This window comes from Streptomyces sp. NPDC017529 (assembly GCF_044329785.1).
Lineage (GTDB): Bacteria > Actinomycetota > Actinomycetes > Streptomycetales > Streptomycetaceae > Streptomyces.
Genome location: NZ_JBIRJY010000003.1, coordinates 92,024 through 115,829 on the forward strand (window position 1 = coordinate 92,024; position 23,806 = coordinate 115,829).

General features: G+C 71.1%; 22 protein-coding genes, 2 tRNA genes and 1 riboswitch. Of the genes, 11 read left to right on the forward strand and 13 right to left on the reverse strand.

The annotated features are described in order from the left end of the window. Positions 1-105: 105 nt before the first annotated feature. From ACH4K4_RS07750 to ACH4K4_RS07760, 3 genes are read right to left on the reverse strand one after another with little or no spacing between them, the layout of a single operon-like run. Positions 106-603, reverse strand: coding sequence for a copper chaperone PCu(A)C (locus tag ACH4K4_RS07750; protein WP_398165544.1), 498 nt, complete (start codon positions 601-603; stop codon positions 106-108). After that, entirely contained in the window at positions 600-2,903 is a 2,304-nt protein-coding gene (locus ACH4K4_RS07755; RefSeq protein ID WP_398165545.1) for a heavy metal translocating P-type ATPase, read from the reverse strand. The genes ACH4K4_RS07750 and ACH4K4_RS07755 overlap by 4 nt, the downstream gene beginning before the upstream one ends. After that, the gene (locus tag ACH4K4_RS07760; protein ID WP_398165546.1) at positions 2,903-3,109 is read right to left on the reverse strand and encodes a hypothetical protein; all 207 of its coding nucleotides are present in this window, start codon (positions 3,107-3,109) and stop codon (positions 2,903-2,905) included. Before ACH4K4_RS07760 ends, ACH4K4_RS07755 begins: the two co-directional genes overlap by 1 nt. 412 nt (positions 3,110-3,521) lie before the next feature. Between ACH4K4_RS07760 and asnB the strand changes: the two genes are divergently transcribed. From asnB to ACH4K4_RS07775, 3 genes are read left to right on the forward strand one after another with little or no spacing between them, the layout of a single operon-like run. Then, positions 3,522-5,360 (forward strand): asparagine synthase (glutamine-hydrolyzing), encoded by a 1,839-nt coding sequence (asnB, locus tag ACH4K4_RS07765; protein WP_398165548.1) that lies wholly within the window; start codon positions 3,522-3,524, stop codon positions 5,358-5,360. A gap of 42 nt (positions 5,361-5,402) precedes the next feature. Next, positions 5,403-6,653, forward strand: coding sequence for a cytochrome P450 (locus ACH4K4_RS07770; RefSeq protein WP_398165549.1), 1,251 nt, complete (start codon positions 5,403-5,405; stop codon positions 6,651-6,653). Then, entirely contained in the window at positions 6,650-7,600 is a 951-nt protein-coding gene (locus ACH4K4_RS07775; protein WP_398165550.1) for an L-tyrosine/L-tryptophan isonitrile synthase family protein, read from the forward strand. Before ACH4K4_RS07770 ends, ACH4K4_RS07775 begins: the two co-directional genes overlap by 4 nt. A 13-nt stretch (positions 7,601-7,613) precedes the next feature. Here the strand turns inward: ACH4K4_RS07775 and ACH4K4_RS07780 are convergent, their stop codons facing one another. Genes ACH4K4_RS07780 through ACH4K4_RS07790 form a run of 3 tightly spaced genes read right to left on the reverse strand, consistent with a single transcriptional unit; the run spans position 7,614 to position 10,635 of the window. Further along, positions 7,614-8,405, reverse strand: a complete 792-nt coding sequence (locus ACH4K4_RS07780) for an ABC transporter ATP-binding protein (protein WP_398166288.1) — start codon at positions 8,403-8,405, stop codon at positions 7,614-7,616. A 38-nt stretch (positions 8,406-8,443) separates the two neighbouring features. Beyond that, positions 8,444-9,562 carry a FecCD family ABC transporter permease gene (locus tag ACH4K4_RS07785; RefSeq protein WP_398165551.1) on the reverse strand — a complete coding sequence of 373 codons (1,119 nt, stop codon included), beginning with the start codon at positions 9,560-9,562 and terminating at the stop codon, positions 8,444-8,446. After that, positions 9,562-10,635 (reverse strand): ABC transporter substrate-binding protein, encoded by a 1,074-nt coding sequence (locus tag ACH4K4_RS07790; RefSeq protein WP_398166289.1) that lies wholly within the window; start codon positions 10,633-10,635, stop codon positions 9,562-9,564. The genes ACH4K4_RS07785 and ACH4K4_RS07790 overlap by 1 nt, the downstream gene beginning before the upstream one ends. A 198-nt stretch (positions 10,636-10,833) precedes the next feature. Continuing rightward, positions 10,834-11,046: riboswitch (cobalamin riboswitch) on the forward strand. Between the two features lie 9 nt (positions 11,047-11,055). Here ACH4K4_RS07790 and ACH4K4_RS07795 point away from each other — a divergent pair. Further along, positions 11,056-12,282: a HoxN/HupN/NixA family nickel/cobalt transporter gene (locus ACH4K4_RS07795; protein WP_398165553.1), complete on the forward strand. Its 1,227-nt coding sequence runs from the start codon at positions 11,056-11,058 to the stop codon at positions 12,280-12,282. Positions 12,283-12,388: 106 nt separating this feature from the next. Here the strand turns inward: ACH4K4_RS07795 and ACH4K4_RS07800 are convergent, their stop codons facing one another. The 3 genes from ACH4K4_RS07800 to ACH4K4_RS07810 form a co-directional block, all read right to left on the reverse strand. Further along, positions 12,389-12,889 (reverse strand): VOC family protein, encoded by a 501-nt coding sequence (locus ACH4K4_RS07800; RefSeq protein WP_398165555.1) that lies wholly within the window; start codon positions 12,887-12,889, stop codon positions 12,389-12,391. Between the two features lie 59 nt (positions 12,890-12,948). Continuing rightward, positions 12,949-13,500: a DoxX family protein gene (locus ACH4K4_RS07805; protein ID WP_360138002.1), complete on the reverse strand. Its 552-nt coding sequence runs from the start codon at positions 13,498-13,500 to the stop codon at positions 12,949-12,951. 201 nt (positions 13,501-13,701) lie between these two features. After that, positions 13,702-13,926: a hypothetical protein gene (locus ACH4K4_RS07810; protein ID WP_398165556.1), complete on the reverse strand. Its 225-nt coding sequence runs from the start codon at positions 13,924-13,926 to the stop codon at positions 13,702-13,704. A 145-nt stretch (positions 13,927-14,071) separates the two neighbouring features. Between ACH4K4_RS07810 and ACH4K4_RS07815 the strand changes: the two genes are divergently transcribed. Continuing rightward, positions 14,072-14,680 carry a hypothetical protein gene (locus tag ACH4K4_RS07815; protein ID WP_398165558.1) on the forward strand — a complete coding sequence of 203 codons (609 nt, stop codon included), beginning with the start codon at positions 14,072-14,074 and terminating at the stop codon, positions 14,678-14,680. A gap of 61 nt (positions 14,681-14,741) precedes the next feature. Here the strand turns inward: ACH4K4_RS07815 and ACH4K4_RS07820 are convergent, their stop codons facing one another. The 3 genes from ACH4K4_RS07820 to ACH4K4_RS07830 form a co-directional block, all read right to left on the reverse strand. Beyond that, a complete protein-coding gene (locus ACH4K4_RS07820; protein ID WP_398165559.1) occupies positions 14,742-15,017 on the reverse strand; it encodes a hypothetical protein in 276 nt (91 codons plus the stop codon). 281 nt (positions 15,018-15,298) lie between these two features. Beyond that, positions 15,299-15,367, reverse strand: a tRNA-OTHER gene (locus tag ACH4K4_RS07825). Positions 15,368-15,584: 217 nt separating this feature from the next. Beyond that, a complete protein-coding gene (locus ACH4K4_RS07830; RefSeq protein ID WP_398165561.1) occupies positions 15,585-16,088 on the reverse strand; it encodes a hypothetical protein in 504 nt (167 codons plus the stop codon). Positions 16,089-17,512: 1,424 nt separating this feature from the next. Between ACH4K4_RS07830 and ACH4K4_RS07835 the strand changes: the two genes are divergently transcribed. The 3 genes from ACH4K4_RS07835 (at position 17,513) to ACH4K4_RS07845 (ending at position 19,834) form a co-directional block, all read left to right on the forward strand. Beyond that, entirely contained in the window at positions 17,513-18,250 is a 738-nt protein-coding gene (locus ACH4K4_RS07835) for a DUF6879 family protein (protein ID WP_398166290.1), read from the forward strand. Continuing rightward, positions 18,247-19,089, forward strand: a complete 843-nt coding sequence (locus ACH4K4_RS07840; protein ID WP_398165563.1) for a helix-turn-helix domain-containing protein — start codon at positions 18,247-18,249, stop codon at positions 19,087-19,089. The genes ACH4K4_RS07835 and ACH4K4_RS07840 overlap by 4 nt, the downstream gene beginning before the upstream one ends. 358 nt (positions 19,090-19,447) lie before the next feature. Further along, the gene (locus ACH4K4_RS07845; protein ID WP_398165564.1) at positions 19,448-19,834 is read left to right on the forward strand and encodes a recombinase family protein; all 387 of its coding nucleotides are present in this window, start codon (positions 19,448-19,450) and stop codon (positions 19,832-19,834) included. A 389-nt stretch (positions 19,835-20,223) separates the two neighbouring features. On the opposite strand, the gene ACH4K4_RS07850 is transcribed toward ACH4K4_RS07845, so the two are convergent. Next, positions 20,224-20,295: transfer RNA gene (locus ACH4K4_RS07850), tRNA-Val, on the reverse strand. Positions 20,296-20,459: 164 nt separating this feature from the next. Between ACH4K4_RS07850 and ACH4K4_RS07855 the strand changes: the two genes are divergently transcribed. The 3 genes from ACH4K4_RS07855 (at position 20,460) to dgoD (ending at position 23,789) form a co-directional block, all read left to right on the forward strand. Further along, positions 20,460-21,851, forward strand: coding sequence for a hypothetical protein (locus ACH4K4_RS07855; protein WP_398165565.1), 1,392 nt, complete (start codon positions 20,460-20,462; stop codon positions 21,849-21,851). A 137-nt stretch (positions 21,852-21,988) separates the two neighbouring features. Beyond that, on the forward strand, positions 21,989-22,630 hold the full coding sequence (locus ACH4K4_RS07860) for a DUF4383 domain-containing protein (RefSeq protein ID WP_398165566.1): 642 nt from the start codon (positions 21,989-21,991) through the stop codon (positions 22,628-22,630). Then, on the forward strand, positions 22,620-23,789 hold the full coding sequence (gene dgoD / locus ACH4K4_RS07865) for a galactonate dehydratase (protein ID WP_398165568.1): 1,170 nt from the start codon (positions 22,620-22,622) through the stop codon (positions 23,787-23,789). The genes ACH4K4_RS07860 and dgoD overlap by 11 nt, the downstream gene beginning before the upstream one ends. Positions 23,790-23,806 lie beyond the last annotated feature (17 nt).

Below are 23,806 nucleotides of genomic sequence, written 5' to 3' on the forward strand. Positions count from 1 at the left end.
GGGGGGTGCCGCTGGGGGCGGAGGCGGAGCCGGGGCGCGCCGCCGCCTGACCCGGCGGGGGTCCCGGGCCGGACCGTCGGCCGGTCCGGCCCGGGACACCGGGTCTCACGGCTCCAGGCGCCCCGGGCGTACGGCCACGGCCTCGGCCGTGACGGGCCCGCTGCCGCGGAAGTGCAGCGTGAAGGTGAGCCGGTCGCCCGGGGTGAGGCGCGGCGGCGGGCTGACCATCACGTCCACGCCGGTGGGCGACATGCGCAGTTCGCCGCGCGCCGGGACGGCCACGGCACCGGCCATCTCCATGCGGTGCGCGCCTTCGGCGATTTCGACGTCGCGGCCGACCATGGCCCGGTGCCCGGCGGGTCCCGTGACGCCCGTCAGCTCGTCGGCGGTGGTGCCGGTGTTGCCGATGGTGAAGAAGGCCGCGGTGGCTTCCGTATTGGAGGGGACCAGGACGCGGCCGTCGGTCACGCGCAGCCGGGCCGGGGTGCCCGCGTTCCCGCTCACGGTCCAGGCGGTGAGGCAGCCGAGCGTCAGCGCCCCCGCGAGCAGGGGGACGGCGGCGGAACGGAGAGCGGCGCGCGCGGCGGAGAGAGACTGGGTCATGCGGTGTCCCGGGAGAGTGCGGAGGAGGCGCGGGGCTCGTCGGCTGCGGCGGAGATGGCGGGCCGAAGCCCACCGGCCGCCCGTCCTCCCGGGCGCCACGCCCGCAGCCGCAGGCTGTTTCCCACCACCAGCAGCGAACTCGCGGACATCGCGGCGGCCGCGATCATCGGGTCCAGCCGGCCGACGGCGGCGAGCGGCACGGTGACGAGGTTGTAGCCGAAGGCCCAGACCAGGTTGGCGCGGATGGTGCCCAGCGTGCGCCGGGCCAGCCGTACGGCGTCCGGGATCGCCTGGAGGTCCGCGCGCATCAGGGTCACGTCGGCGGCGCCGATCGCCGCGTCCGTACCGCTGCCCATGGCGATGCCGAGGTCGGCGCGGGCCAGGGCCGCCGCGTCGTTGACCCCGTCGCCGACGACCGCGACCCGGCCGCCGTGCTCCTTCAACGTGGTGACCAGCGCGGCCTTCTCCTCCGGCAGGGCGCCGGCGTGGATCTCCGTGATGCCCAGGTGCCCGGCGACGGCGCGCGCGGTGGCCTCCCGGTCCCCGGTGGCCAGCACCGGCCGCAGGCCCAGGCGCCGCAGGTGGTCGACGGCCCGGTAGCAGTCGGGCCGCAGCGAGTCGCCGACGGCGATGACGGCTTCCGGTGCGCCGTCGACCGTCACCAGCACGGCGGTGTGCCCCGCGGACTCGGCCGTGCGGACCGCGTCCCCGAGCGCAACGGGCAGTTCCGACGGCTCGCCAGGCCGCCCCACGGCCACCTTCCGGCCGTCCGCCTCACCGGTCACGCCGTGCCCGGCGGTCGCCGCGAAGTGGCGCGCAACGGGCAGCGGGCGGCGGTCGCCGAGGGTTTCGCGGCGGGCCGCGGCGTACGCCGTGACGGCGCGCGCCAGCGGGTGTTCGGAGCCGTGCTCGACGGCGGCGGCCAGCCGTACGGCTTCGTCCGCCGGGACACCGGGGGTGGCGGCGGCCCCGGCCGCGCGTGCCGTGACGGCGACCACGCTCATCCGCCCGGTGGTGAGCGTGCCGGTCTTGTCGAGCACCAGCGTGTCGATGCGCCGCAGCCGCTCCAGGGCGCGCGGCCCGCTGACGAGGATGCCCAGCCGCGCGCCCCGGCCGGTGGCGGCCAGCAGGGCGGTGGGGGTGGCCAGTCCGAGCGCGCAGGGGCAGGCGACGACCAGGACGGCCACCGCCGCGGTCACCGCCGCCTGCGGGTCGGCGCCCGCCCCCAGCCAGAAGCCGAGGACGGTGACGGACACCGCCAGCACGGCCGGCACGAAGACCCCCGCCACCGTGTCGGCCAGGCGCTGCACCCTGGTCTTGCCGGTCTGCGCCTCCTCCACGAGCCGGGTGATACGGGCCAGCCGGGTGTCCGCGCCGACCGCGGCGGCCCGTACTTCGAGCAGCCCGCCCGAGTTCACCGCGCCGCCGACGACCGCCGCGCCCGGCCCGACCTCCACCGGGCGGCTCTCCCCCGTGACGAGGGACAGGTCGAGGGCGGAGTTCCCTTCGACCACCGTGCCGTCGGTGGCCACCCGCTCCCCCGGCCGTACGAGGAACAGGTCGCCGACCCGGAGCCGGGACACCGGAATACGGCGTTCCACGGTGTCGCCGTGTTCCGTACCGTCGGCCGGTACCCGTACGGACACGTCCTTGCCGACCAGTCCGGCCAGCGACCGCAGCGCCGAACCCGTTCCGCGGCGCGCCCCGGCCTCCAGCCGCCGCCCCGCGAGGACGAACAGCGGTACGCCGACGGCCGCCTCCAGGTAGAGGTGCGCGGTGCCGCCGCTCAGGAAGAGCGCGTACGCGGACCAGGCGAACGAGGCGGCCACGCCGAGCGAGACCAGGGTGTCCATGGTCGCGGCGCCGTGCCGCAGGCCGCGTGCCGCACGGCGGTGGAAGGGCAGCGCGCCCCACACGGCGACCGGCGCGGTCAGCGTGAAGCAGAGCCACTGCCAGTTGCGGAACTGCCAGGCGGGGACCATCGAGAGGACGAGGACGGGCAGGGACAGCAGCGCGGTGAGCAGGAGGCGGTCGCGCTCGGCGTGCGCCGGCTCCTCGCCGGCCGGGAGCGCGGACTGCCGTACGGGCTCCGGTGGTTGTGCCGTGAACCCCGCCGCCTCCACGGTCGCCACCAGGTCGCCGACGGGCAGCGTGGCCGGGTGGCGCACACGGGCCTTGCCGGTGGCCAGGTTCACCGAGGCGGTCACCCCGTCGAGCCTGCCGAGCCTCTTCTCCACCCGGCCCACGCACGCGGCGCAGGTCATCCCGCCCACCGTCAGCACGGTGACGCGCTCGCTCATCACATGCCGCCCATGTCGGCCATGCCGTCGCCACCCGAGGGCTGTTGAGGCCCGGAGGGCTGGACGCCCGGACGGATGCCCGGCGCCACGGGCCCGGCGGCCGTCCCGGCCGCGTACGCGCACACGAACAGGACGACGAGCAGCGCCACGAACCCGGACACCGGTTTCGCGGGCAGCGCGGATGACAGACGCCGGACGAAAGGCATGGCCACTCCGATACACGAACGAAAGAAGGAAAGCGGAAGAAGGACAGCGAAAAACGGGAGGCGAAAGACGGAAGGCGGAAATCGGAAGGCGGAACGAGGCACGCGCGGCACGGGGCCCGGCGGCGCGACCGGGCCGCTCGGCGCAGCCATCGTGGCACGTCCGACGGCCCGCACCCCCGCCGCGAACGCCTGCCGCCCCACGTGAGGTTTGTCCTTCCCGCCCGCCGGAACCAGCACGGGCGCCGCGCCGACTACCTGTGGATGTGCCGCCCCGCCGCACCGCAATTCCCGTGTTCCGGCGGGAACTCGCCGCACCTTCCGGCCGACCACTGGATGAAGCGTGCGCGAGGCCGGCACCGGGCGCGTACGCGGACACCGGCCTGTTCCACCCACCCGCGAAGGAGCCCCGCGCATGTGCGGCATCACCGGCTGGATCTCGTACCGCGAGGACCCCCGCGCCCAGCCCCCCGTCATCGAGCGGATGACCGCCGCGCTCGCCCGCCGCGGGCCCGACGCCTCGGGCACCTGGTGCGGCCCGCACGCCGCGATCGGCCACCGGCGCCTGGCCGTCCTCGACCTCCCGGGCGGTACGCAGCCCATGACCGCGCCCGGACCCCCGGACGTCGTCCTCACCTACAGCGGCGAGATCTACAACCACCACGCCCTGCGCACCCAACTCCGTTCACGCGGCTACCACTTCACCACCCGCAGCGACACCGAAGTCCTCCTGCGCGCCTACCAGGAGTGGGGCGACGGCCTCACCGGCCACCTGGACGGCATGTACGCCTTCGCCGTCTGGGACGCGCGCCGCGAACGGCTCCTCCTGGTGCGCGACCGGCTGGGCGTCAAACCCCTCTTCTTCGCGGAGATACCCGGCGGCCTCGTCTTCGGCTCCGAGCCCAAGGCCCTGTTCGCGCACCCCGGCTGCCGCCCGCGCGTCGACGCGCAGGGCATGCGGGAGGCGTACGGGCTGGTCTTCGGCACCGGGGAGACGCTGTGGTCCGGTGTGCGGGAAGTGCAGCCGGGCGGCGTGGCGGTGTTCGACCGGAGCGGCTTGGCCGAACGCCTCTACTGGCGCCTGGAGGCACGCCCGCACACCGACAGCGGCACCACCGCGACGGTGGACTCCGTCCGCGCCCACCTGGACCGGGCCGCCCGCGCCCAGCTGGATGCGGACGTCCCGCTGTGCACCCTGCTCTCCGGCGGCCTCGACTCCACCGTCCTGACCGCGCTGCTGGCGGACGAGCTGCGCGTACGGGAAGGGCCCGCGGCGCGCCTGCGTTCGTACGCGGTCGACTACAGCGACCAGGTCGAGCGCTTCACCGGCGACGTCCTGCGCACCGGCCACGACACCCCGTACGCGGCCGAGGCGGGCGCCTTCATCGGCACCGACCACCACCTGGTGGTGCTCGACCCGCAGGCCCTGCTGGACCCGGCACACCGCGCGGCCGTCGTGGCGGCCCGCGACTCGCCCATCGGCGTGGGCGACATGGACACCTCCCTGTACCTGCTGTTCGGCGATATGGCCCGGCACTCGGCGGTCGCGCTGTCCGGCGAGGCGGCCGACGAGGTCTTCGGCGGCTACCCCTGGTTCCGCAATCCCGCGGCGCTGGCCGCCGACACCTTCCCGTGGCTGCTGGTGACCAGCGACGAGGCCGCCATGCCGCTGCACCCGGCGCTGGCGGACACGCTGCGCGTCGGCGAGTTCCAGGCCGACACCCACCGTTCGGCGCTGGCCGCCGTACCGCACCTGGACGGCGAGACACCCGCGCAGCACCGCCGCCGCGAACTCCAGCACCTGTCGCTGACCCGCTGGCTGAGCCAGCTGCTGCACCGCAAGGACCGGCTCAGCATGGCGCAGGGACTGGAGGTCCGGGTGCCGTACTGCGACCACCGGCTCGTCGAGTACGCCTTCAACACCCCCGTCGAACTCCAGGACTTCGACGGGCGGGAGAAGAGCCTGCTGCGTGCCGCGGGCGCCCGCCTCGCCCCGCACTCCGTACTCCACCGCCCCAAGAACCACTACCCGGCCACCCACCACCCCGACTACAACCGCGGCCTCCAGAACCTGGCACGCGACGCGCTCGCGGCCGGCCAGGGCCGTATCCGCGACCTCGTCGACGAGACCGCCGTCAAGCCCTGCCTCGACACCCCGCCCGAACACCTCCAGTGGGGCCACCGCCTGCGCCTGGAACGCGTCGTCGACCTGTCGCTGTGGCTGGACCACCACCGCCCCGAACTCGCCTTCTGACCAGCCCCACCCCCGACCGCCCCGCCACTAGGAGCCCGACCCATGCGCCTCCCCGAACCGCTCCCCCTCCACGGAGCGGACTACAAGCGCGACCCCTACCCCCTCTACGCCGAGCTGCGCGCACGCGGACCCGTCCACCGCGTCCGGTTCCCGAGCGGCGTGTGCGCCTGGCTCGTCACCGGCTACGACGCCGCACACCAGACGCTGAACGACCCCCGGCTGGGCAAGCACCACTCCCGGGGCAACGCGGCCTGGCGCGCCCGCGCCTCGATCATGCCCGAGCCGCAGCACTCACAGCTCCAGGTCCACCTGCTGCACCAAGACCCGCCGCGGCACACTGACATGCGCCGGCTGATCACCGACGCGTTCACACCCCGGCGGGTGGCGGAACTCCGGCCGCGCTTCGAACGCCTGGCGGACGCGCTGCTGGACGCGCTGCCGCCCGCGGCCCCCGGGCGCCGGGCGTCCGCCGATCTGGTCGAGTCGTTCGCCGCCCGCTTCCCCTTCCTCGTACTCGCCGAGGTCATCGGCCTGCCGGCGGAGTACACCGAGCGCTTCGACCGGGACTGGGGCAAGGTCGTCCAGCCCGTCGGCCCGGACGACCCCGGCCGCCCCGCCTACGAGGCCAGACTCCGCGGCCTCCAGGGCTACATCGCCGGCCTCGTCCGCCACAAGAGACGGGAAGGCGGCACGGACCTGCTCTCCCGGCTGGTCGCCGCCCGTGACGAGGGCGCCCTGAGCGGCGCCGAACTGGACTCCATGATCTTCCAGCTGCTCGTCGCGGGCCAGGAACCGGTCACCAACCAGATCACCACGGCGCTGACCGCCCTGCTCCGCCATCCGCACCACCTCGCGGCGCTCCGCGACGACCCCGCGCTGCTCCCCCGCGCCGTCGAGGAACTGCTCCGGTACGACAGCGCCTTCGAGCTGACGACCTGGCGCTTCCTGGCCGAGGACGCCGAGCTGCACGGCACCCGGGTCCCGGCGGGCGACTCCGTGATCGTCTCGCTGTGCGCGGCCAACCGCGACCCCGCCCGCTTCCCCGCGCCCGACACCCTGGACCCCGGCCGCTCCCCCAACCCCCACCTGGCCTTCGGCCACGGCATCCACTTCTGCCCCGGCGCCGCACTGGCCCGCGCCGAACTGCACATCGCCTTGGAGACGCTGCTCCGCCGCCTGCCGGACCTGCGACTGGCCGTGCCGGACAGCGACCTGGACTGGATACCGGCGGTGCTCGCGCGGGGCGTCAGCGCGCTCCCGGTCACGTACGGCTCGCGCGGAGAGGCCCGATGAACAGCACGGTCACGGCCACCGCCATCCTCGCCAGCCTCCTCCCGCACCGCCGCACCCTGGAGACGACGGCTTCCGGAGAAGCCACCCCCGCCCACTTCCCGTATCAACTGGAGCAGTTGAAAGCCCTGGTGGCCGCCCGGCGCCCCATCCTCCTCACCCTCCCCGGCTTCCCCTGCAAGTCCCCCAACCCGGCCAAGGTCCTCGGCCGCCTCCCCGACGAGGGCGAACGCCTCGCCCTGCGCTTCCTCGACCGGCTCTGCGCCCGGATCGGGGAGCTGTACGCGCCGGGCGCACGGCTCGTCATCTGCTCCGACGGGCACCTCTTCAGCGACCTGATCGGCGTCACCGACCCGGACGTCGACGCGTACAACGACGCGCTGCGCGCGATGATCCGTACGGCCGGGCTGTCCCACCTCACCACCTTCGACCTGCGCGACGTCTACGGAGACCTGCCCAGCGCCGCCAAACGCACGCAGGTGGACGCCCGGTACGCCCCCGCCCTGGACTCGCTGCGCGCCGAGACCCGGGGCGCGGCCGCCGGCGACGGCGAGACGCTGCGCCTCTACCGCGGCATCACCCGCTTCCTGTTCGAGGACACCACCGGCTTCGAAGGCACCCGCTCAGCCCTGCAACGCGCCTGCCGCACCCGCGCCTACGGCGTCATCCGGCGCAGCCGCGCCTGGGGCGCACTCATCGCCGACCACCACCCCGACGCCATACGGCTGTCCATCCACCCGCAGCCGCGCGGCGCCGAGAAGTTCGGCATCCGGCTGTTCGACGCGCCCGACGCCTGGATGACGCCGTGGCACGCGTGCGTGGTGCGCCGGCCGGACGGCAGCGTACGGCTGATGCGCGCGGCCGACGCGGCGCAGCACGGCCGGCTCGTCCACCGGGACGGCCGCCCGAGCCACTACGCGGATGAGGCCGTGCGGCCGGTGCCCCTCTAGCGGCCGTGCTTCTCTAGTGGCCGGTGCCTCTTCGAACGGTCCGCCGTTGGTCGACGGCGATCAGCGGGTCCCCCGTCAGCGGGTGGTCGACCACCGCCGCCCGCACCCCGAACACCTCGGCCAGCAGGTCCGGCGTCAGCACCTCGCGCGGGGCGCCGGACGCCACCACCGTCCCCTCGTGCAGCACGTGCAGCCGGTCGCAGACGGCGGCCGCCGCGTTCAGGTCGTGCAGCGAGACGAGCGTCGTACAGGCCCGGTCGCGCAGCAGGCCCAGCAGCTCGACCTGGTGCCGTACGTCCAGGTGGTTCGTCGGCTCGTCCAGCACGAGCACGTCCGGGACCTGCGCGAAGGCGCGGGCGAGCAGGGCCCGCTGCCGCTCGCCGCCGGAGAGCGCGGAGAACCGCCGCCCGCCGTGCTCCGCCAGCCCCACATCGGCCAGAGCGCGGGCCACCGTCTCCCGGTCGGCGGCGTCGTCGCCCGCGAACGCCCGCTTGTACGGGGTGCGGCCCATCGCCACCACCTCGTGGACGGTGAGTTCGAAGTCGCTGCCGCGTTCCTGGGGAAGGGCGGCGATGTGCCGCGCGGCCCGCGTCGCCGGCATGGCACCGACGTCCTCGCCGGCCAGCAGCACCCGGCCCGCGTCCGGCCGCAGATGCCGGTACACGGTGCGCAGGACCGTGGACTTGCCGCTGCCGTTCGGGCCGACCACGCCCGCGATCTCGCCCGGCGCGGCCATCAGCCGCACACCGGCCACGACGCACCGCCCGGCGTAGGACACCCGCAGGTCCTCGATGTCGATCCGCAAACCGGCGTCCGTACCGGCTCGCGCCCGTGCTTCCACGCTCACGATCCCGCTCCCAGCCGGCGGTCGAGGACGTACAGCAGTACCGGCGCGCCGACCAGCGCCGTCACCACGCCCACCGGCAGTTCCTGGTCGGCCATCGCGGTACGGCACACGATGTCCACCACGACCAGCAGCAGCGCCCCGGTCAGCGCCGCCAGCGGCAGCAGCCTGCGGTGGTCGCCGCCGACGAGCAGCCGGCACAGGTGCGGCACCATCAGCCCCACGAAGGCCACCGCCCCGGACACCGCCACCAGTACGCCGGTGAGCAGGCTGGTCACCACGAACAGCGTCCGGCGCAGCCGGACCACGTCCACGCCCACGCTCGCCGCCGTCTCGTCCCCCATCGTCAGCGCGTTGAGCGCGCGGGCCCGCGCCTGGAGCACCAGCAGCCCGGCCGGCACCGCGAGGGCCGGCAGGACCAGCGTGCTCCAGGTGGCGCCGCCGAGGCTGCCCATCAGCCAGAACAGCACGCCGCGCGTCTGCTGTTCGTCCCCGGCCTGCAGCACGAGATAGCTGGTGATCCCGGCCAGGAACTGCCCGATGCCGACCCCGGCGAGCACCAGCCGCAGCGGCGCGAAGCCGCCGCCCCTGCGGGCCAGCGTCCAGACCAGCGCGAACGAGGCGAGCGCCCCCGCGAAGGCCGCCAGCGACAGCCCCAACCCCCCGGCCAGGCCGAACGCGCCGCCCGTACCGGCCACAGCGCCCGCGCCCAGGACGATCGCGGCCACCGCGCCGAGCGACGCGCCGTTGGAGATGCCCAGGAGGTACGGGTCCGCCAGCGGGTTGCGCACCAGCGCCTGAGTGGCCGTACCGACGAGCCCGAGACCCGCGCCGACCAACGCGGCGAGCAGCGCTCTGGGCACCCGCAACTGCCAGACGATCAGGTCGTTCGTGCCCGGCCTCGGCGGCTGCCCGCCCAGCCGCCGGAACACCACCGACCACACCTCCGCCGGAGCGATGTCGGTGGCGCCGAAGGAGACGGCGGCGGTCAGCGCGACGAGGAGCGCGAGCAGCAGCGCGACGGCGAGCCATGGCGTACGGGGTTTTCGCGGCGTACGGGCCACGAGTGGCGTACGGTCCTCGGGTGGCGTACGGGCCTTGAGCGTCGTACGAGGCATCAGCGGCCCGCCGCCCCGGCCCCGCCCAGCCGGTCCGGGTACAGCGTCTCCGCGATCCGCCGCACCGTGTCGGCGTTGCCGACCCCCGCGATGGTCGTCTGCTCGGAGCCGATGCGCAGGAATTTCCCTTCCTTCACGGCACGCAACCCCGCCGTCCCCGCAAATCCCTTCAAGAACTGCTCCGCCTCGTCGAACGCCTTCTCATTCGCGGCAGCACTCCCCCGGTTCCGTACGCCCAACTGAATCCAGTCCGGGTCCTTGTCCACCACGTCCTCCCACGACACCGGCTTGAAGTCCCCCGCGCAGTCCGCGAAGACATTGCGCGCCCCGGCTTCGGTCAGCACCGCGTGCGCCACCTGCCGGTTGCAGACGGCCACCGGCTGCTTCGTACCCGCGTCGAAATCGAAGAAGAAATACGACGGCCGCTTCGAAGCGGGCACGTCCGCAAGGGCCTTCCGCACTCCGGAGACCTTCTTCTCCATCTCCGTCACCAGTTGCAGGGCACGCCGCGAGGTGCCCGTGACCTGCCCGAGCCGCCGGATATCACCCTCGACGGCGGACAGATCCCGCTGCGGCGCCTTCTTGCGCGGCGCGCATGCCGTCGAAGCCAGATAGACGTGCTTGATGCCCGACGCGGCGAACTCCTCGTCGGTCGGCGCGGCAGCCGCCCCGCCCATGTTCCCCATCGACGCGAACGTATCGATATAGAGATCGGCCCCGGAACCGAGCAGTTTCTCCTTCGGAATCACCGCCTTGCCCAGCACCGGCACCCGCTGCGCCTGCGCGTCCAGATCCGGCGGCAACGTTCCCTTACCCGGCGGAAATCCCGTACCGACGACCCGGTCACCCACCCCCAGCCGGAGCAGCATCTCCAGGCTCGACGCATTGCTCGTGACGATTTTCCGCGGAGCAGCGGAAAACGTCGTCTCCCGCCCGTCGCAATCGGTGACCGTGACCGGGAAACCGGCTTTGCCGCCGTCCCGGGCGCCCGCGGCGCTCCCGCCCGTACCACCGGCGGCGCCACCGCATCCGGTGGCCAGCGCGGCCACCCCCACCGCCAGCGCCGCCGCCAGCACCGTTGTCGTCGCCGTAGCCGTTGTCGTCGCCGTCCGCTTCCCGCGAGGACGCATACGCCCGTTCTCCCCTGCCGCTCGACTCTCCGGCGGCCCGCCACTGCGAGCCGCGGACCAGGTAGTCGAGCGGACGGGGCCCGCGGTTCCCGCGGAATCGGCCCGGTGGCCGCGCACCTCCGGAGGTTGGAGTGCCGGAGGTTAGAGTGTCCGGGCCGTGGTGTTCGGGAAGACCGGTGACGACCTTCGGGTCCAGGCCGGAGCGGCCCTCGCCACTGTGATCGGGAAGTTCCCGCCCATTCCGTACGCGCCTACGCCCGTACGGAGCCACTGTCCGCAGCCCGCGGCCGGGAAGGCCGGGCCGGGCGCGCTCACCCGTAAGCCAGGAGACCGGCCACGGCATCTCACGAACTGATCCACGAGGTGCTGGAGCGTGACCACCGAATGCCCCTGTCCCCCACCCCCCTACCCTCCCCTCCCTCTCCTTCCTCCCCTTCCTCCCCTTCCTCTTCGCCCTCCCCCCTGCCCGGCTTCCGCTGGCAGCGTCAGGACACGGTGCGCACCGCGGGCCTGATGGCGGTGATAGCCGCGCTGCACGTCGTCGCCTTCGGCGTGCTCTTCCTCCTCGTCGTGCCGAACCACTACACCGTGGGTTCGCAGGTCTTCGGCGTCGGCCTCGGCATCACCGCGTACACCCTCGGCATGCGGCACGCCTTCGACGCCGACCACATCGCCGCCATCGACAACACCACCCGCAAACTGATGGCCGACGGCAAGCGCCCGGTCTCCGTGGGGTTCTGGTTCGCGCTCGGGCACTCCAGCGTGGTCGTCGCCATGGCCGCGCTGGTCGCCGGCGGCGCACAGCTGGCGGGCACCCTGCTCGACGACGAATCCCGCACCCACCAGGTTCTCGGCACCGTGGGCACCACGGTCTCCGGCACCTTCCTCTACCTGATCGCCGCGCTCAACCTCGTCGCGCTGGCGGGCATCTGGCGGGTCTTCCGCGCCATGCGACAGGGGCGCTACAACGAGGCCGAGCTGGAGGAACACCTCGACTCCCGCGGCTTCATGAACCGCGTCCTGGGCCGCTTCACCCGCTCCATCACCCGCCCCGGCCAGATGTACCCGCTCGGCTTCCTCTTCGGCCTCGGCTTCGACACCGCGACCGAGGTCACCCTGATGGTGATGGCGGGCAGCGGCGCCGCGGCCGGCCTGCCCTGGTACGCGATCCTGGTCCTGCCGCTGCTGTTCGCGGCGGGAATGAGCCTGTTCGACACGCTGGACGGTACGTTCATGAACTTCGCGTACCAGTGGGCGTTCTCGAACCCGGTGCGCAAGGTCTACTACAACCTCACGATCACCGGCCTGTCGATCGCCGTCGCGTTCTTCATCGGGACCATCGAGCTGGTCAGCGTCCTGCACGAGAAGCTGGACCTGAAGGACGACGTCACCGGCTGGATCTCGTCCATCGACCTGGACAACGTCGGCTTCATCATCGTCGGCCTGTTCGTGGTGGTCTGGGCCGCGGCCCTGGCGTACTGGCGGCTGGCCGGGGTGGAGAAACGCTGGGCGGCGCGGACGACGGGGACGGCGCGGACGGCGCCGACGACGGCGAGGGCCGGGGAGACGGAAACCCCGGAAACCGTCTGACCCGGTCCCCGGCCGGTCGCGGCACGCTCCGGCGCTCCCCCGGAGCGGGCCGCGACCGGCTTCCGCCCCTCGGGGGCTTCCGTCCCTCGGCGGCCGCCGCCCCTCCTCAGGTCGCCGAACCGGCCGCCGCGCCCGTCTTCAACCCGGGACCCCAGCGCTCCAGCGCCGCGTCGAGGTCGAGCGGGAGCAGCCGGTCGGGCTCGTCCGCCCCCGGCCAGTCCGCACGCGGCACGCGCCACATGACCTCGAACTCGTTGCCGTCCGGGTCCTTCGCGTACAGCGACTTGGACACCAGGTGATCGGTGGCGCCCACCAGCGCGCCCCGCCCGGCCAGCTCGGCCGCGATGTCCGCGAGCTCGCCGAGGGTGCCGACCTCCCAGGCCAGGTGGTACAGGCCCACCCGGCCGTGCTCGGGGCCCGGCGCGTGGTCGCCGACCGCGAACAGCCCGAGGTCGTGGTCGTTGGCCGTCCCCTCGGCACTGAGGAACGCGGCCCGCCCCGGCACCTCGGTGTCCACCCGGAACCCGAGCGCCTCGGTGTAGAAAGCCACGGCGCGCTCGACGTCACGCACATACAGCACCGCGTGGTTCAACCGCCGCACACTCACGTCAATCCCTCACTTCCCACATCTCCCACGTCCGTCGTCTTCGTCTTCCCCGCCGGGCGTCACTTCCGCAGCAGCAGAATCACGCCCGCCAGGACCACACCGAGCACCACGGCGGCCACGCCGTACGCGAGCCGGTGCGCACGCAGGACCGGCAGCAGCCGGTCGATCGCGTACCGGCCGGGACCGGTCAGCGCGAGGGCCCCCGCACCCGCCGTGAGCAGCAGCTCGTACTCCACGCCCTCGGGCGCGAAGAACCCGCCGCCCCACTTCACCGCCAGCGCGTTCACCATCGTGCCGACGATCGCCGCGCCGGCCAGCGGCGTCAGCAGCCCGACCGCCAGCCCGAGACCGCCCAGCGTCTCGCTGAGCCCGGCCACCACGGCCATCGCCTTGCCCGCCGGATACCCGCTGGCCGTGAAGAACTGCTCCGTCCCGTCCAGCCCGCCCCCGCCGAACCAGCCGAACAGCTTCTGCGCACCGTGCGCGGCCATGGTCAGCCCGACCGCGAGCCGCAGCACCAGCAGGCCGACGTCGTACGCGTGCGGAGTCGCGGCATGCCGGTCGTCGGCACCGCTGCCGTAGCTGCTGAGAGGGCTGAGGGGGGAGGTCATACGAGCGCTCTTTCCTGTCTGACGGCCGGCCGGGCTGTCTGCCCGGCCGGGCCGGTCGCGATCACGATCAAAGTACTTGAAACTTCAAGTCACACATCGACGATACACATCGCTTGAAAGTCGAACAACAGGACTCTGCCCACCCGGTAACTCTCCAGACACGCCCCCACACACCAAGCGACACTTCAAGCCACCTCGGCCCTACCCGGCGCCCACCCAGCACTCCTTGTCCCCGCCACGCCACTCCACCAGCCCCGGGGCATCGAGGTCGATGTCCTCGGCATCGGGCGCCAAACCCGCGTGCCGCAGGAACTCGGCGACATCCCCCCGCCCGTGCGCCACCCCGACGATCTGCCCATGAACGGTGACCCGGCGCCCGCCCGACGGCGAGGGCGGGTGCACGATCACCGGCGGATGCTCACCCATGCATTCAGCGTGCACCGAGACCGCCACCCCCGCACGTCGAAGACTCAATACCGCCCCCGCCCCACCCCCGCAAACCCCAACCAGCAAAAATACAAACCCCACCCCCCAAACACCCCACCCACACCCACCCACACCCCGAAAACAGATGAAACTCCCCATCACCATCCACCAGGCCCGCCTCGGCGCCGAGAATTTCAAAGTGATCCGCCCGGCCAGCCCCCTGCCCCACGCCGTACTCGCCAACCAAGGCCTACGCCTGAACCTCTCCCTGGACCAGGAATCCGCACAACACATAGGCGCCCTGTGGACACTGGCGGCAACGTCACCACGCGCACTGATCCACCTGCCACTACGAGCCACCCAGCCCGGCACCCACACCCTGGACCTGGTGCTGCTCCACCACTCCCGCCAGTTCACACCATCACGCTGGAAGGACGTACGCCGACGCCTCACCCCCGGCCGCCCGCGCACCGTAACCCTGCCCGACGCAACCCCGGCCGACGAGCCCGAGACCGACCCCGGCACCCGCCACCACCGGGAAAACCGGGACCGGTTCCACCAGCACCTCTACGCCGAAACCCTCTTCATGACCGGCAGCGCGAAACTCTTCAGAGAAACCACCAACCGCTTCTCCGGAATCGCCCGACACAACCCCACCCCGCCCACACCCCACCACTGCACCGAATTCCACTCCACCGACGGCACCCTCACCCCCACCGCCCAAGAAATCCACATAGAACTCTGCCCCCACTGACCCCGCTGCTCAGAGTTCGGACAAACCGGCCCGCCGCCCCCCGTCACGGCGGGCCGCTTTCTTACTCCCCTTCGGGAGCGGGGTGCCGGACGGCTGCCTTGAGGGCTCGTTCCCGTTCGAACCGGCTTCCTTCGCCGAATTCCAGCTGCGCCTGGACGGCTTCGGCGGCCTCACGCCAGGCGTTCCACAGACCCTGCCAAGTCGCGTGCTGCTCGTCCGTCCAGCCATCGCCGGCGGACGGTCGACCGCACTCGGCCTGGTAGGCACGGAGCTTTTCGTGCGCTCGGACGGCGTCCTGCTCCAGCTTGATCAATTCGTTCGAGAGTTCGATCACCACTGGCTGATTCTACGCGCCCGTGGCCAAAACCCCTCTCACTACCCCAACCCCTACCTCCGGTAGCCGCCGCGGACCAGCAAGTAGCACCAGTTGCCCGGCGGCCGACTCATCGGCCGGCCGCCGGGCGGACGGAGGACCGACGTGTCTGCCCAGCCCAACCTGCCCGCGCACGAACTGCCCGGCGGATACGGCCTGTTGGAGCGAAGGGGCAGACACGGCGAAGGCCCAGGCCGGGAATCCCCGCGACCTGGGCCTTTACGTCCATACCTGCTGATTACTGATGGTGGGCACAACAGGATTTGAACCTGTGACATCTGCTTTGTAAGTTCACCCGGCTGGCTCCTGTGCCCTGGGGCTGGATTGCGCCCGCACCGCTGAAAACCACCCAGATCCGCCACTGTGCGCTGGTATTGATGTCAGCAGCAGATGTCACACCCGGTCGGCCCCCTGACGTCCTCCCCCTTCAGGCCGTCGCCATCGCTCCTGCTGGGCACTACCGACGACCGCAGGCGACTCAGAGCCGGCCAAGCCTCCCTCCCCAGCGGCACTTCTGCACGATTCGATGTGCTACTTTCCGCCCCGCATCAGCTCCCGCATCATCTTCGGACCGAGCATCCGACCAGTAGCTACCCAGTTACTAAACTCCGCGAGATCATCCATGACGCTGTCGGGCGCCGGATCTCCAAGCCGCCATCCCTGAATTAGCCCACGCGGGTGGGTATGTAAGACCGTCAGAATATCCTGACCGTACGGCCAGCGTGCGACCGACCCGAACCGAGCAAGATGCAAGAGCACGCTGCTTGCATCCGTGTTACCTATCTCCAGAGGCGCCCACCCTGGGGCAATATCACCAGGTAGGGATTTGTTGGTGTTGGGATTATTGTAATCACCATGCAGGGCAACGCTCCACCTTGCGGTCCCGTCGTAATCAGCCCCTCGCTGGTCGGCGTCGACAGTTGCCGAAATCCCTTCGGCTAGGCGGTCTAAAGCGGCCTGGTTGGCTTGTCGTTCGGAATCTCTTTTCGGCTTCACACCGACGTCGATCGGAGCCACGGCCAGCAGCCCCTCCATCCACAAGCCCATAAGACATCGGAGAGCAAATAATTGCCCCATGTCCCAACCACTGAAGGGCTGCCCGAGCACCACGACGCGAGGCGCCCTCACGTCATTCCGCGTCAGCCGGTACATGCCAGCCAAGGCGCGAGCTCCCCACACCCAGCATAGGCAGCACCACTGACAACAGCGGCCGCCGCCGGCTCCCGCCCCAGGTCGCCATGAGTGGCACCCAGGAGAGCCGAGAGGCGGCAATGCCGCCTCCACGCTCCCGCGCAGACTCACCACAGCCTTCGAAGCCGCTCACGTAAGCACGCAACTTCAGCGAAGAGAGGTGATCAAAGCAGCGACCCCTGCGAGGAGGGTCCCAACTGCGCTCAGGACTGCGACCCATCGAGCTCCCGAGCAACTAATAGCACCAGGCTCCCTGGAGGCATCAGCCACGGGACCCCACTCCTCGCTTGGCGAGTCATTCATCATCCTCAGCCCCTTGCGGCATCTCCGGCACCTCAATCAACACCCAATTCCCGTTTGAGCACTCCTCAACCACACAAGAAGGCCCATTCTTCAACCGATGGCGCCGCATATATTCAGCGAACACGACCGGATTGGCGCGCCGATATTCACGATTCACCGCCTTGCAGCAGTCGCGACAATACGTTTGCAGACCATCTGGCCTGCACCGATTCTGATTGAAATCAGCCAAGGGGCGCAAATCCCCACACCTGGAGCACTTCTTCATAAGCTCTCCGATAGTCACCGGCCTCGACGTATAAAGCTTGGCACGAGAATTGCAGTGACTCTCTAACGGAAGTTGGTATCTATCATCACAGATAGGTAACGAATGACGGGGCGATGCGTGCCGAGGTCGGCGGAGCGGCTTTGGGCGGGAGCTGTTTTGGAGCGAGTGATCATGGCCCCGTAAGCTGATGGCGCGTCGGGCAGTCTGTGGACCTGCCCGGTAAAGCACGACGTGGGGGCCATGATCTTAGAGGCTCGCCCCAAAGTGGCTGCCTAAAGCCGTGGAGCCGACCGCCCCAGCCACGACGTACCCCTTTCTTTGAGGTCTGGTGGCTGATCGCCCTGAGCGCGGGTCGGGCACCGGCCGGGCTGAGCGGGGCGGAGACATGAGCGCGGCGAGCGTGAGCGAGCCGCCCTTGAACCAGTGGAGAAAGTTGTAACTCAGCCTGTCGGGTGGGCTTGAAGTCCTCTGTGCAGGTGGAGAGTACGGCTCCCTGTCCGTGGGCAAGGGGCAGGTAGATCACTGGGCGGATCGTCCAGGTGATGCGAGTGATGCCCCGCCCCTGCCGCAGGGGCGGGGCATCGTGCATGCGCGCAATCCGAATGCCGGTTACGGGCTCGCGCAATCTCCCGCAATCGCCAAGCAGGACGGTGGCATTCCGCGCATCCTGAAGGGCGCACCCCACCACGGGAGGAAGCACATGGCGCTCCGCTTCATCGGCACCACCAGCGACAACGGCGACTGCCCCACCCTGTACGAAGTCGAGGGAACAGACGACATCCTCGTCCAGGGCGACCGCGTCACCGACCCCAGCCACCTCGCCGAACTTCGAGACGTGAAGCCGACGGAAACGTTCGTCACCGTCCCCCGCGATCTCCTCGTCCGCTTCGCCCCGCGGTCCGCACCGCGCGACATGGTCTCCTTCGCCGAGGTGACTCACCTGTTCCGCGAGTTCGGGCACACCGCATGGCGGCTGGAAACCCGCCGCGGCTACGCGGCCGACCGTGGCACGCCGAAGTGGGAGCGCTGGCAGCGCGGTGAAGACATCAGCGGGGAGGAGAACGAGTGGCGAACGAACGTGCGCGAGCAGGCGAGGCTCGGGAAGCGCTTCGAGCGCGTACGGCTGGTCGACGCCCCGCCGACCGAGGGGCAGCGCTTCCTGCTGGACAGCGGCCTCGGGAACGTCGCGGCCGGCGAGGACATCCGCAACCTTCCCCGGGCCGAGGCCGAGCGTCTGCGGTTGCCGGAGGAGGACTTCTGGCTCTTCGACTCCCGCGTCCTCGTGCGCTTCGTGTTCGACGACCAGGACACTACGCTCGGCGTCATCGTGTCCGAGGACCCCACCGAAGTACTGGCCGCCTGCCAGGCACGGGACACGGCATGGCATTACGCAGTCCCCACGACTGAGTTTCAAAAGCGGGTACGTTCCACTACGTGAGTTCCGACTACCTGACTTCCCGTGTCACCCTCGGCGCCCGGCTGCGTGAACTGCGCGCCGAGGGCGGCATGAACGGTAAGGGTTTCGCAGCACGACTCGGCTGGCAGGCGTCAAAGGTCTCGCGTCTGGAGCTGGGGAAGCAGACGCCATCACCCTCTGACCTCCGGGCATGGGCGGATGCTGCGGGTCGGCCTGATGTGGCGGCGGAACTGATCGGCCGCTTGAACGGGTTGGAGACGAGCTACCGCACGTGGCGTCGGCAATTGTCTGGTGGTCACCGGGTCCGCCAGGAAGTGGCCATCGCGGAGACCGCGAGGACGCGCACCATCCGAGGTTTCGAGGTGGCCCTCATCCCCGGCCTCTTCCAGACCGCCGAGTACGCACGACACGTGTTCACCGCGAACGCCGCGTTTCAGGGGACACCGCAGGACACCGAGGGCGCGGTCCGCAAGCGCCTGCAACGACAGGAAGCGCTGTACGAGCCTGGCCGGCGCTTCCGGTTTCTGGTGTGGGAGGGCGCCCTCCATGTTCTCGTTTGCCCGCGGGCGGTAATGGCTGCGCAGCTCGACCGACTCATCAGCATCATCGGCCTCGACACCGTCGAGTTGGGGGTGATCCCCTTTTCCGCCGAGTTGCGGCGCACCCCCGCTCACGGCTTTTGGATCTACGACACCCGCCTAGTGATCGTCGAGACGATCAACGCGGAGATGTGGCTCGACGACGCGGACAGCCTCACCCTGTACGAAAGGGCGTGGGACTGGCTCGCTGAGGCTGCGGTGTACGGACACCAGGCGCACCGTCTGATCGCCCGTGCGAGGGCGTCGCTCGATCTGTCCTGAGCAATTGCAGCAACCCGGGTACTGAATTCGCAATCGCGCGCAATCGGCAAGCGGACACGCAATCGCCCGTCCTACGGTCCCTGCATGATGACCAAGCCGACCACGGCTAAGGCCGGAACGGCCTGGATCACGCAGCGCAGCGACCGTCCTGTGGCCGTACAGACGAGGAGCACCTCGACGGCCTGCCCGCACTCACCGTTCATCCGCCTCGCTGGCCCCTGCTCTGCCCGCCGGTGGGGCACAGCGTGTACGGCCGCGGCTGGCTGGAAGCACCGGACGGCAGCGGGACCCCCACCGACCCGATCGCGCTCGGCGCCGCATTCGGCCCCGGCAGCACACTCTCCGCGGAGGCATTCGGATGACCACGTCCACACCCCTCGCCTTCATCTACGACCGCAACGCCACAGCCTCAAGCCCCTATCTCGACATGCGGTTGGACGGCTGCCACAACTACGCCGAGCAGCGACGAGGCTGGCAGGTTGCGGGTGACTGGATCGACCGTGGCGACCACGCGCTGGACAGCGAGCGACCTGAGTTTGGCGCTCTATTGGAGATCATGCGGACGCAGGCCGGTCGTCGACAGGTGATCTGTCTGGTTCACACGTGGGACCGTCTTGCCCGTGATCCTGAGCAGCGCATCTCTCTCCAGCAGCGCGTCGCGATGGTGGGCGGGTTCTGTGCCACGACGTTCAACGAGACCGACGAGCGGGCACACGCCGTGCTTGTCGGTCGTGGCGATGCGTGATCGCGCGCTCATGATGGTTTACGTCATCGTGCTGGCCAGGGCGATAGCCGCCCTCGCCAGCGGCATCGGCTTCAGACATTGACCGCACCATCTCGGAGCGCTCGCGCCGTTCGCACCACCATGACGGCGCGGGAAGGCGGGCCGACTGGGCTGGGCTCCTGTCCGCCCGCAGCACGAACGCCTGCGGTTCACGGAGCGGCGCGGCGGCGTGCGCAGTGTAGGGAGGCACGCCCACCCCTGTACGCGGATCTCCCGCCCGAGCCACCCCCTGCCGGAGAAGATGCTCATGGGGAAGTGGATTCCATGTGGACTTCCAAGATCGAAAAGGCCCCCAATCAATCATGATTGGGGGCCTCGATCTAGTCGCTCACCTGCGGACTAGCACTGTGTGGGCACAACAGGATTTGAACCTGTGACATCTGCTTTGTAAGAGCAGCGCTCTACCGCTGAGCTATGCGCCCTGGCTGAGCCGACAGACTACCTTGCCTGCGGGGCTGTGGCGCAAACCAGGGGGGTGGGGGGTCTGGCGGCGCGGGGTGGTTGCGAACCAATCGGGCGCTGTGTTCGTTCCTACTGGGTGGGAGAATGGCAGCCGGGCCTGGGGCGATGTGATCGGGAGAGGGATGTGACGGCGACACATACGCAGCCGCACGAGCAGCGAGCACGCCGTGCAGGGCGCCGTCGGCCCCGAGGGGGCGCGCTGCGGGATGCGGTGGCGCTGGTTCTGTTGCCGTTGCCGCTGCTGGCGGCGGTGGTCCCGGCCGCGTTCGCGGGTGGTGGTACGCGGCGCTGGTTCGGGCGCGGGGAGGGGCAGCGTGCGGACGCGCAGGCGGCCAAGGACGCCGCGGCGGCGGCGTTCTACGAGTTGGACACGGCGCAGCGCGACCTGCGGATCAGCATAGAGACGATCACCGCGGTCGACCGGACCCCGGCGGCACGGCGGGCCGCGGAGGAGTACGAGAGTTTCGGGCGGCGGATCGACGAGGTCAGCCAGGGTTACATCACCGCCGTGGACGCCCACGATCTCGACCGGGACGATCTCGACGCCGGCGCGGCCTCGCGGGCGCGCGCCGATCTGCACCGGGCCAAGGAGGAGCTGGAGCGGGTCAAGGCGGATCTCGACCGCTTCACGCAGGGGCTCGGTCCGCTGTTGCAGAGCGCGGAGACGCAGCTGGCGCGGCTCGCGCCGGCGGTGGAGCGGGCCCGGCAGGCCCTGCTGGCCGCGAGCAACGCGCTGGACGCGGTCCGCGCGCGGGACTTCACGGCGGACGACCTGGCGGCCCGGCTCGCCGCCCTGTCGCCGGAGCTGACCAAGCTGAACCAGGGCGCCGGGCAGCACGGCGTGCAGGAGACGATCCGGCGTGCCGACGAGGTGCTGCGCGAGGCCGAGGCCGTACGGGCCAAGGCGGAGCGGCTGCCGCAGCAGGCCGCGGAGATCGACAAGCGGCTGGTGTCGCTGCGGACCCGGGCGCAGGCCATCACGACGCGGGCCGGAAAGGTCGATCCCGTACTGAGCGAACTGCGGCGGCGGTACAGCGCGGCCTGCTGGCAGGATCTCCAGCACGTACCGGACCAGGCGGCAAACGCCGTCGCGCAGGCGGAGACGAAGGTGCGCGAGGCCCAGCGGGCCAGGGACGAGCAGCGGTGGGCCGATGCGACGAGCCTGCTGGCGACCGTGCGGGCGCTGCTGAACACGACCGACGAGGCGGTCTCGGCGGCCGGCGACCGGTTGCGGCGGCTGGACGAGGTGTCCTTCGACCGCGAGAAGGAGGTCGAGCGGACGCGCTTCGCGCTCCGGGACGCGCAGCGGCTGGCGATGGCGGGGCGCAGCACGCCCGATCCGCGGCACGCACGGCCGCTGGACGACGCGGTGGCGCGGCTGGAGCGGGCGGTCGCCGGGCTGGAGGGGCGCCACCCGGACTGGTGGCACTTCCTGACCGAGACGGAGTCGGTGCGCCGGACGGCGGCCCGGGTGGTCCAGGAGATCCGGGACGAGCGGGGTGGCGGGGCGGGCTGAGCCGGGCGGCGGATGAGCGGCGGGCCCTGGCCGGGAGCGGCCCCGTGAGCTGGCGCTCTGGCGTGCCGCCGCGTACGGGCGGATGCTGGAGGGACGGATACGGTCCAGGCGGCTCATCTGCGTGAAGGAGGCCGGACATGGACGCTGGCCAGGCTCTGCACGGGCCCTCACGGACGCTGCGCGGCAAGGTGCGGCACACGCGGCTCGACGAGCATCTGCCCGTCGACCACCGGCTCAGCATGGTCTACCGGATCGGCGCGGGGCTGATGGGGCTGGTGCTCGTCGCGTTCGGCATTCTCGGCCTGATCGACAAGATCGGGTTCTTCGACACGGGCGGCGACACCGTCGCCGGGCTGAACACCAACGGCGCGCTGAGCGTGCTGTCGATCGTCGTGGGCCTGGTGCTCTTCGGCGGCATGGTGGTCGGCGGCAACTTCGCCTCGACGCTCAACATCGTCTTCGGTGTGGCGTTCCTGCTCAGTGGATTCGTCAATCTCGCCATTCTGGAGACCGGCTTCAATTACCTGGCCTTCCGGATCCAGAATGTTCTGTTCAGCTTTGTGGTGGGGCTGATGTTGCTGGTCTTCGGCATGTACGGGCGTGTGTCCGGTGGCCTGCCCCACGACAATCCGTACTGGCGCGCCCGGCATCCGGAGGCTACGGCGCGGACGGTCCGGCGGCCCTTGCCGCCCAGTACCGGCGCGCATGCGGCACCCCGGTACGCGGCTCCCGCCGGCTCCCGGCACCGGGGCCACGGCCGCCGTCGGCATGCCACGTAGCGGCGGGGAGGGCGGTCGTATCGGCCGTGTCGAGACGTTCCTGGCCTCGCCGCGCTGGCTGTTCGTCCGGGTGGAGACCGACGACGGCGTCGTCGGCTGGGGCGAGCCGGTGGTCGAGGGCCGTGCCGAGGCGGTGCGGGCCGCCGTCGGGGTGCTGGCCGAATATCTCGTCGGGCAGGACCCGTCGCGCATCGAGGATCACTGGCAGGTGATGACCAAGGGCGGCTTCTACCGTGGTGGTCCGGTGCTCTCCTCGGCCGTCGCGGGGCTGGACCAGGCGCTGTGGGACATCAAGGGGAAGCGTCACGGCGTGCCTGTATACCAGCTCCTTGGCGGGCCGGTGCGGGAACGTGTCCGCGCGTACGCCTGGGTCGGCGGCGACGAACCGGAGGAGGTACGGGACGCGCTGACCGCGCAGGCCGAGGCGGGCTTCACCGCGGTCAAGATGAACGGCTGCGGGCCGATGACGCCGGTCGCCACCCGCGCGGAGGTGCGGGCCTGTCTGCGGCGCGCCGAGACCGCCCGCGAAGTCCTCGGGGACGAGCGTGACTTCGCCCTGGACTTCCACGGCCGCGTCTCCCCCGCCAACGCCCGGCGCCTTCTCCCGCTGCTCGCCGAGCACGCGCCGATGTTCGTCGAGGAACCCGTGCTGCCCGATTACCGGCACGCTCTTCCCGACCTGGTCAACGCCTCCAACATCCCGTTGGCGCTCGGTGAACGGCTCTTCGCGCGCCAGGAGTTCCTGGCTCCGCTCCAGGCCGGCGTCGCCGTCGTCCAGCCGGACGTCTCCCACGCGGGCGGCATCTCCGAGCTGCGCCGGATCGCCGCTCTCGCGGAGACGTACGGGGCCCAGCTCGCCCCGCACTGCCCCCTCGGGCCGGTCGCGCTCGCCGCCAGCCTGCAAGTCGCGTTCACGACTCCCAATTTCCTCATTCAGGAGCAGTCCATCGGCATTCACTACCACCGGGGCGCCGGGCTTCTCGATTACGTCATCGATCCGGAGGTTTTCCGTTTTCACGGCGGCTGCCTCCTGCGCACCGACCTCCCGGGGCTGGGGGTGACGGTCGACGAACCGGCCGTACGGGCCGCCGGCAGGAAGGGGCACGCCTGGCGCAACCCGGTCTGGCGGCACGCTGACGGCTCGTTCAGCGAATGGTGAGGGCCGGAGTGTGTTGT

Excerpts from the sequence above, each read along its gene's own strand:
- ACH4K4_RS07755 (WP_398165545.1), bottom strand. The coding sequence starts at position 2,903 with ATGAGCGAGCGCGTCACCGTGCTGACGGTGGGCGGGATGACCTGCGCC.
- ACH4K4_RS07770 (WP_398165549.1), top strand. The coding sequence starts at position 5,403 with ATGCGCCTCCCCGAACCGCTCCCCCTCCACGGAGCGGACTACAAGCGC.
- ACH4K4_RS07830 (WP_398165561.1), bottom strand. The coding sequence starts at position 16,088 with ATGGAGGGGCTGCTGGCCGTGGCTCCGATCGACGTCGGTGTGAAGCCG.
- ACH4K4_RS07815 (WP_398165558.1), top strand. The coding sequence starts at position 14,072 with ATGAAACTCCCCATCACCATCCACCAGGCCCGCCTCGGCGCCGAGAAT.
- ACH4K4_RS07860 (WP_398165566.1), top strand. The coding sequence starts at position 21,989 with ATGGACGCTGGCCAGGCTCTGCACGGGCCCTCACGGACGCTGCGCGGC.
- asnB (WP_398165548.1), top strand. The coding sequence starts at position 3,522 with ATGTGCGGCATCACCGGCTGGATCTCGTACCGCGAGGACCCCCGCGCC.
- ACH4K4_RS07750 (WP_398165544.1), bottom strand. The coding sequence starts at position 603 with ATGACCCAGTCTCTCTCCGCCGCGCGCGCCGCTCTCCGTTCCGCCGCC.
- ACH4K4_RS07775 (WP_398165550.1), top strand. The coding sequence starts at position 6,650 with ATGAACAGCACGGTCACGGCCACCGCCATCCTCGCCAGCCTCCTCCCG.
- dgoD (WP_398165568.1), top strand. The coding sequence starts at position 22,620 with ATGCCACGTAGCGGCGGGGAGGGCGGTCGTATCGGCCGTGTCGAGACG.
- ACH4K4_RS07810 (WP_398165556.1), bottom strand. The coding sequence starts at position 13,926 with ATGGGTGAGCATCCGCCGGTGATCGTGCACCCGCCCTCGCCGTCGGGC.
- ACH4K4_RS07845 (WP_398165564.1), top strand. The coding sequence starts at position 19,448 with ATGACCACGTCCACACCCCTCGCCTTCATCTACGACCGCAACGCCACA.
- ACH4K4_RS07760 (WP_398165546.1), bottom strand. The coding sequence starts at position 3,109 with ATGCCTTTCGTCCGGCGTCTGTCATCCGCGCTGCCCGCGAAACCGGTG.
- ACH4K4_RS07805 (WP_360138002.1), bottom strand. The coding sequence starts at position 13,500 with ATGACCTCCCCCCTCAGCCCTCTCAGCAGCTACGGCAGCGGTGCCGAC.
- ACH4K4_RS07835 (WP_398166290.1), top strand. The coding sequence starts at position 17,513 with ATGGCGCTCCGCTTCATCGGCACCACCAGCGACAACGGCGACTGCCCC.
- ACH4K4_RS07785 (WP_398165551.1), bottom strand. The coding sequence starts at position 9,562 with ATGCCTCGTACGACGCTCAAGGCCCGTACGCCACCCGAGGACCGTACG.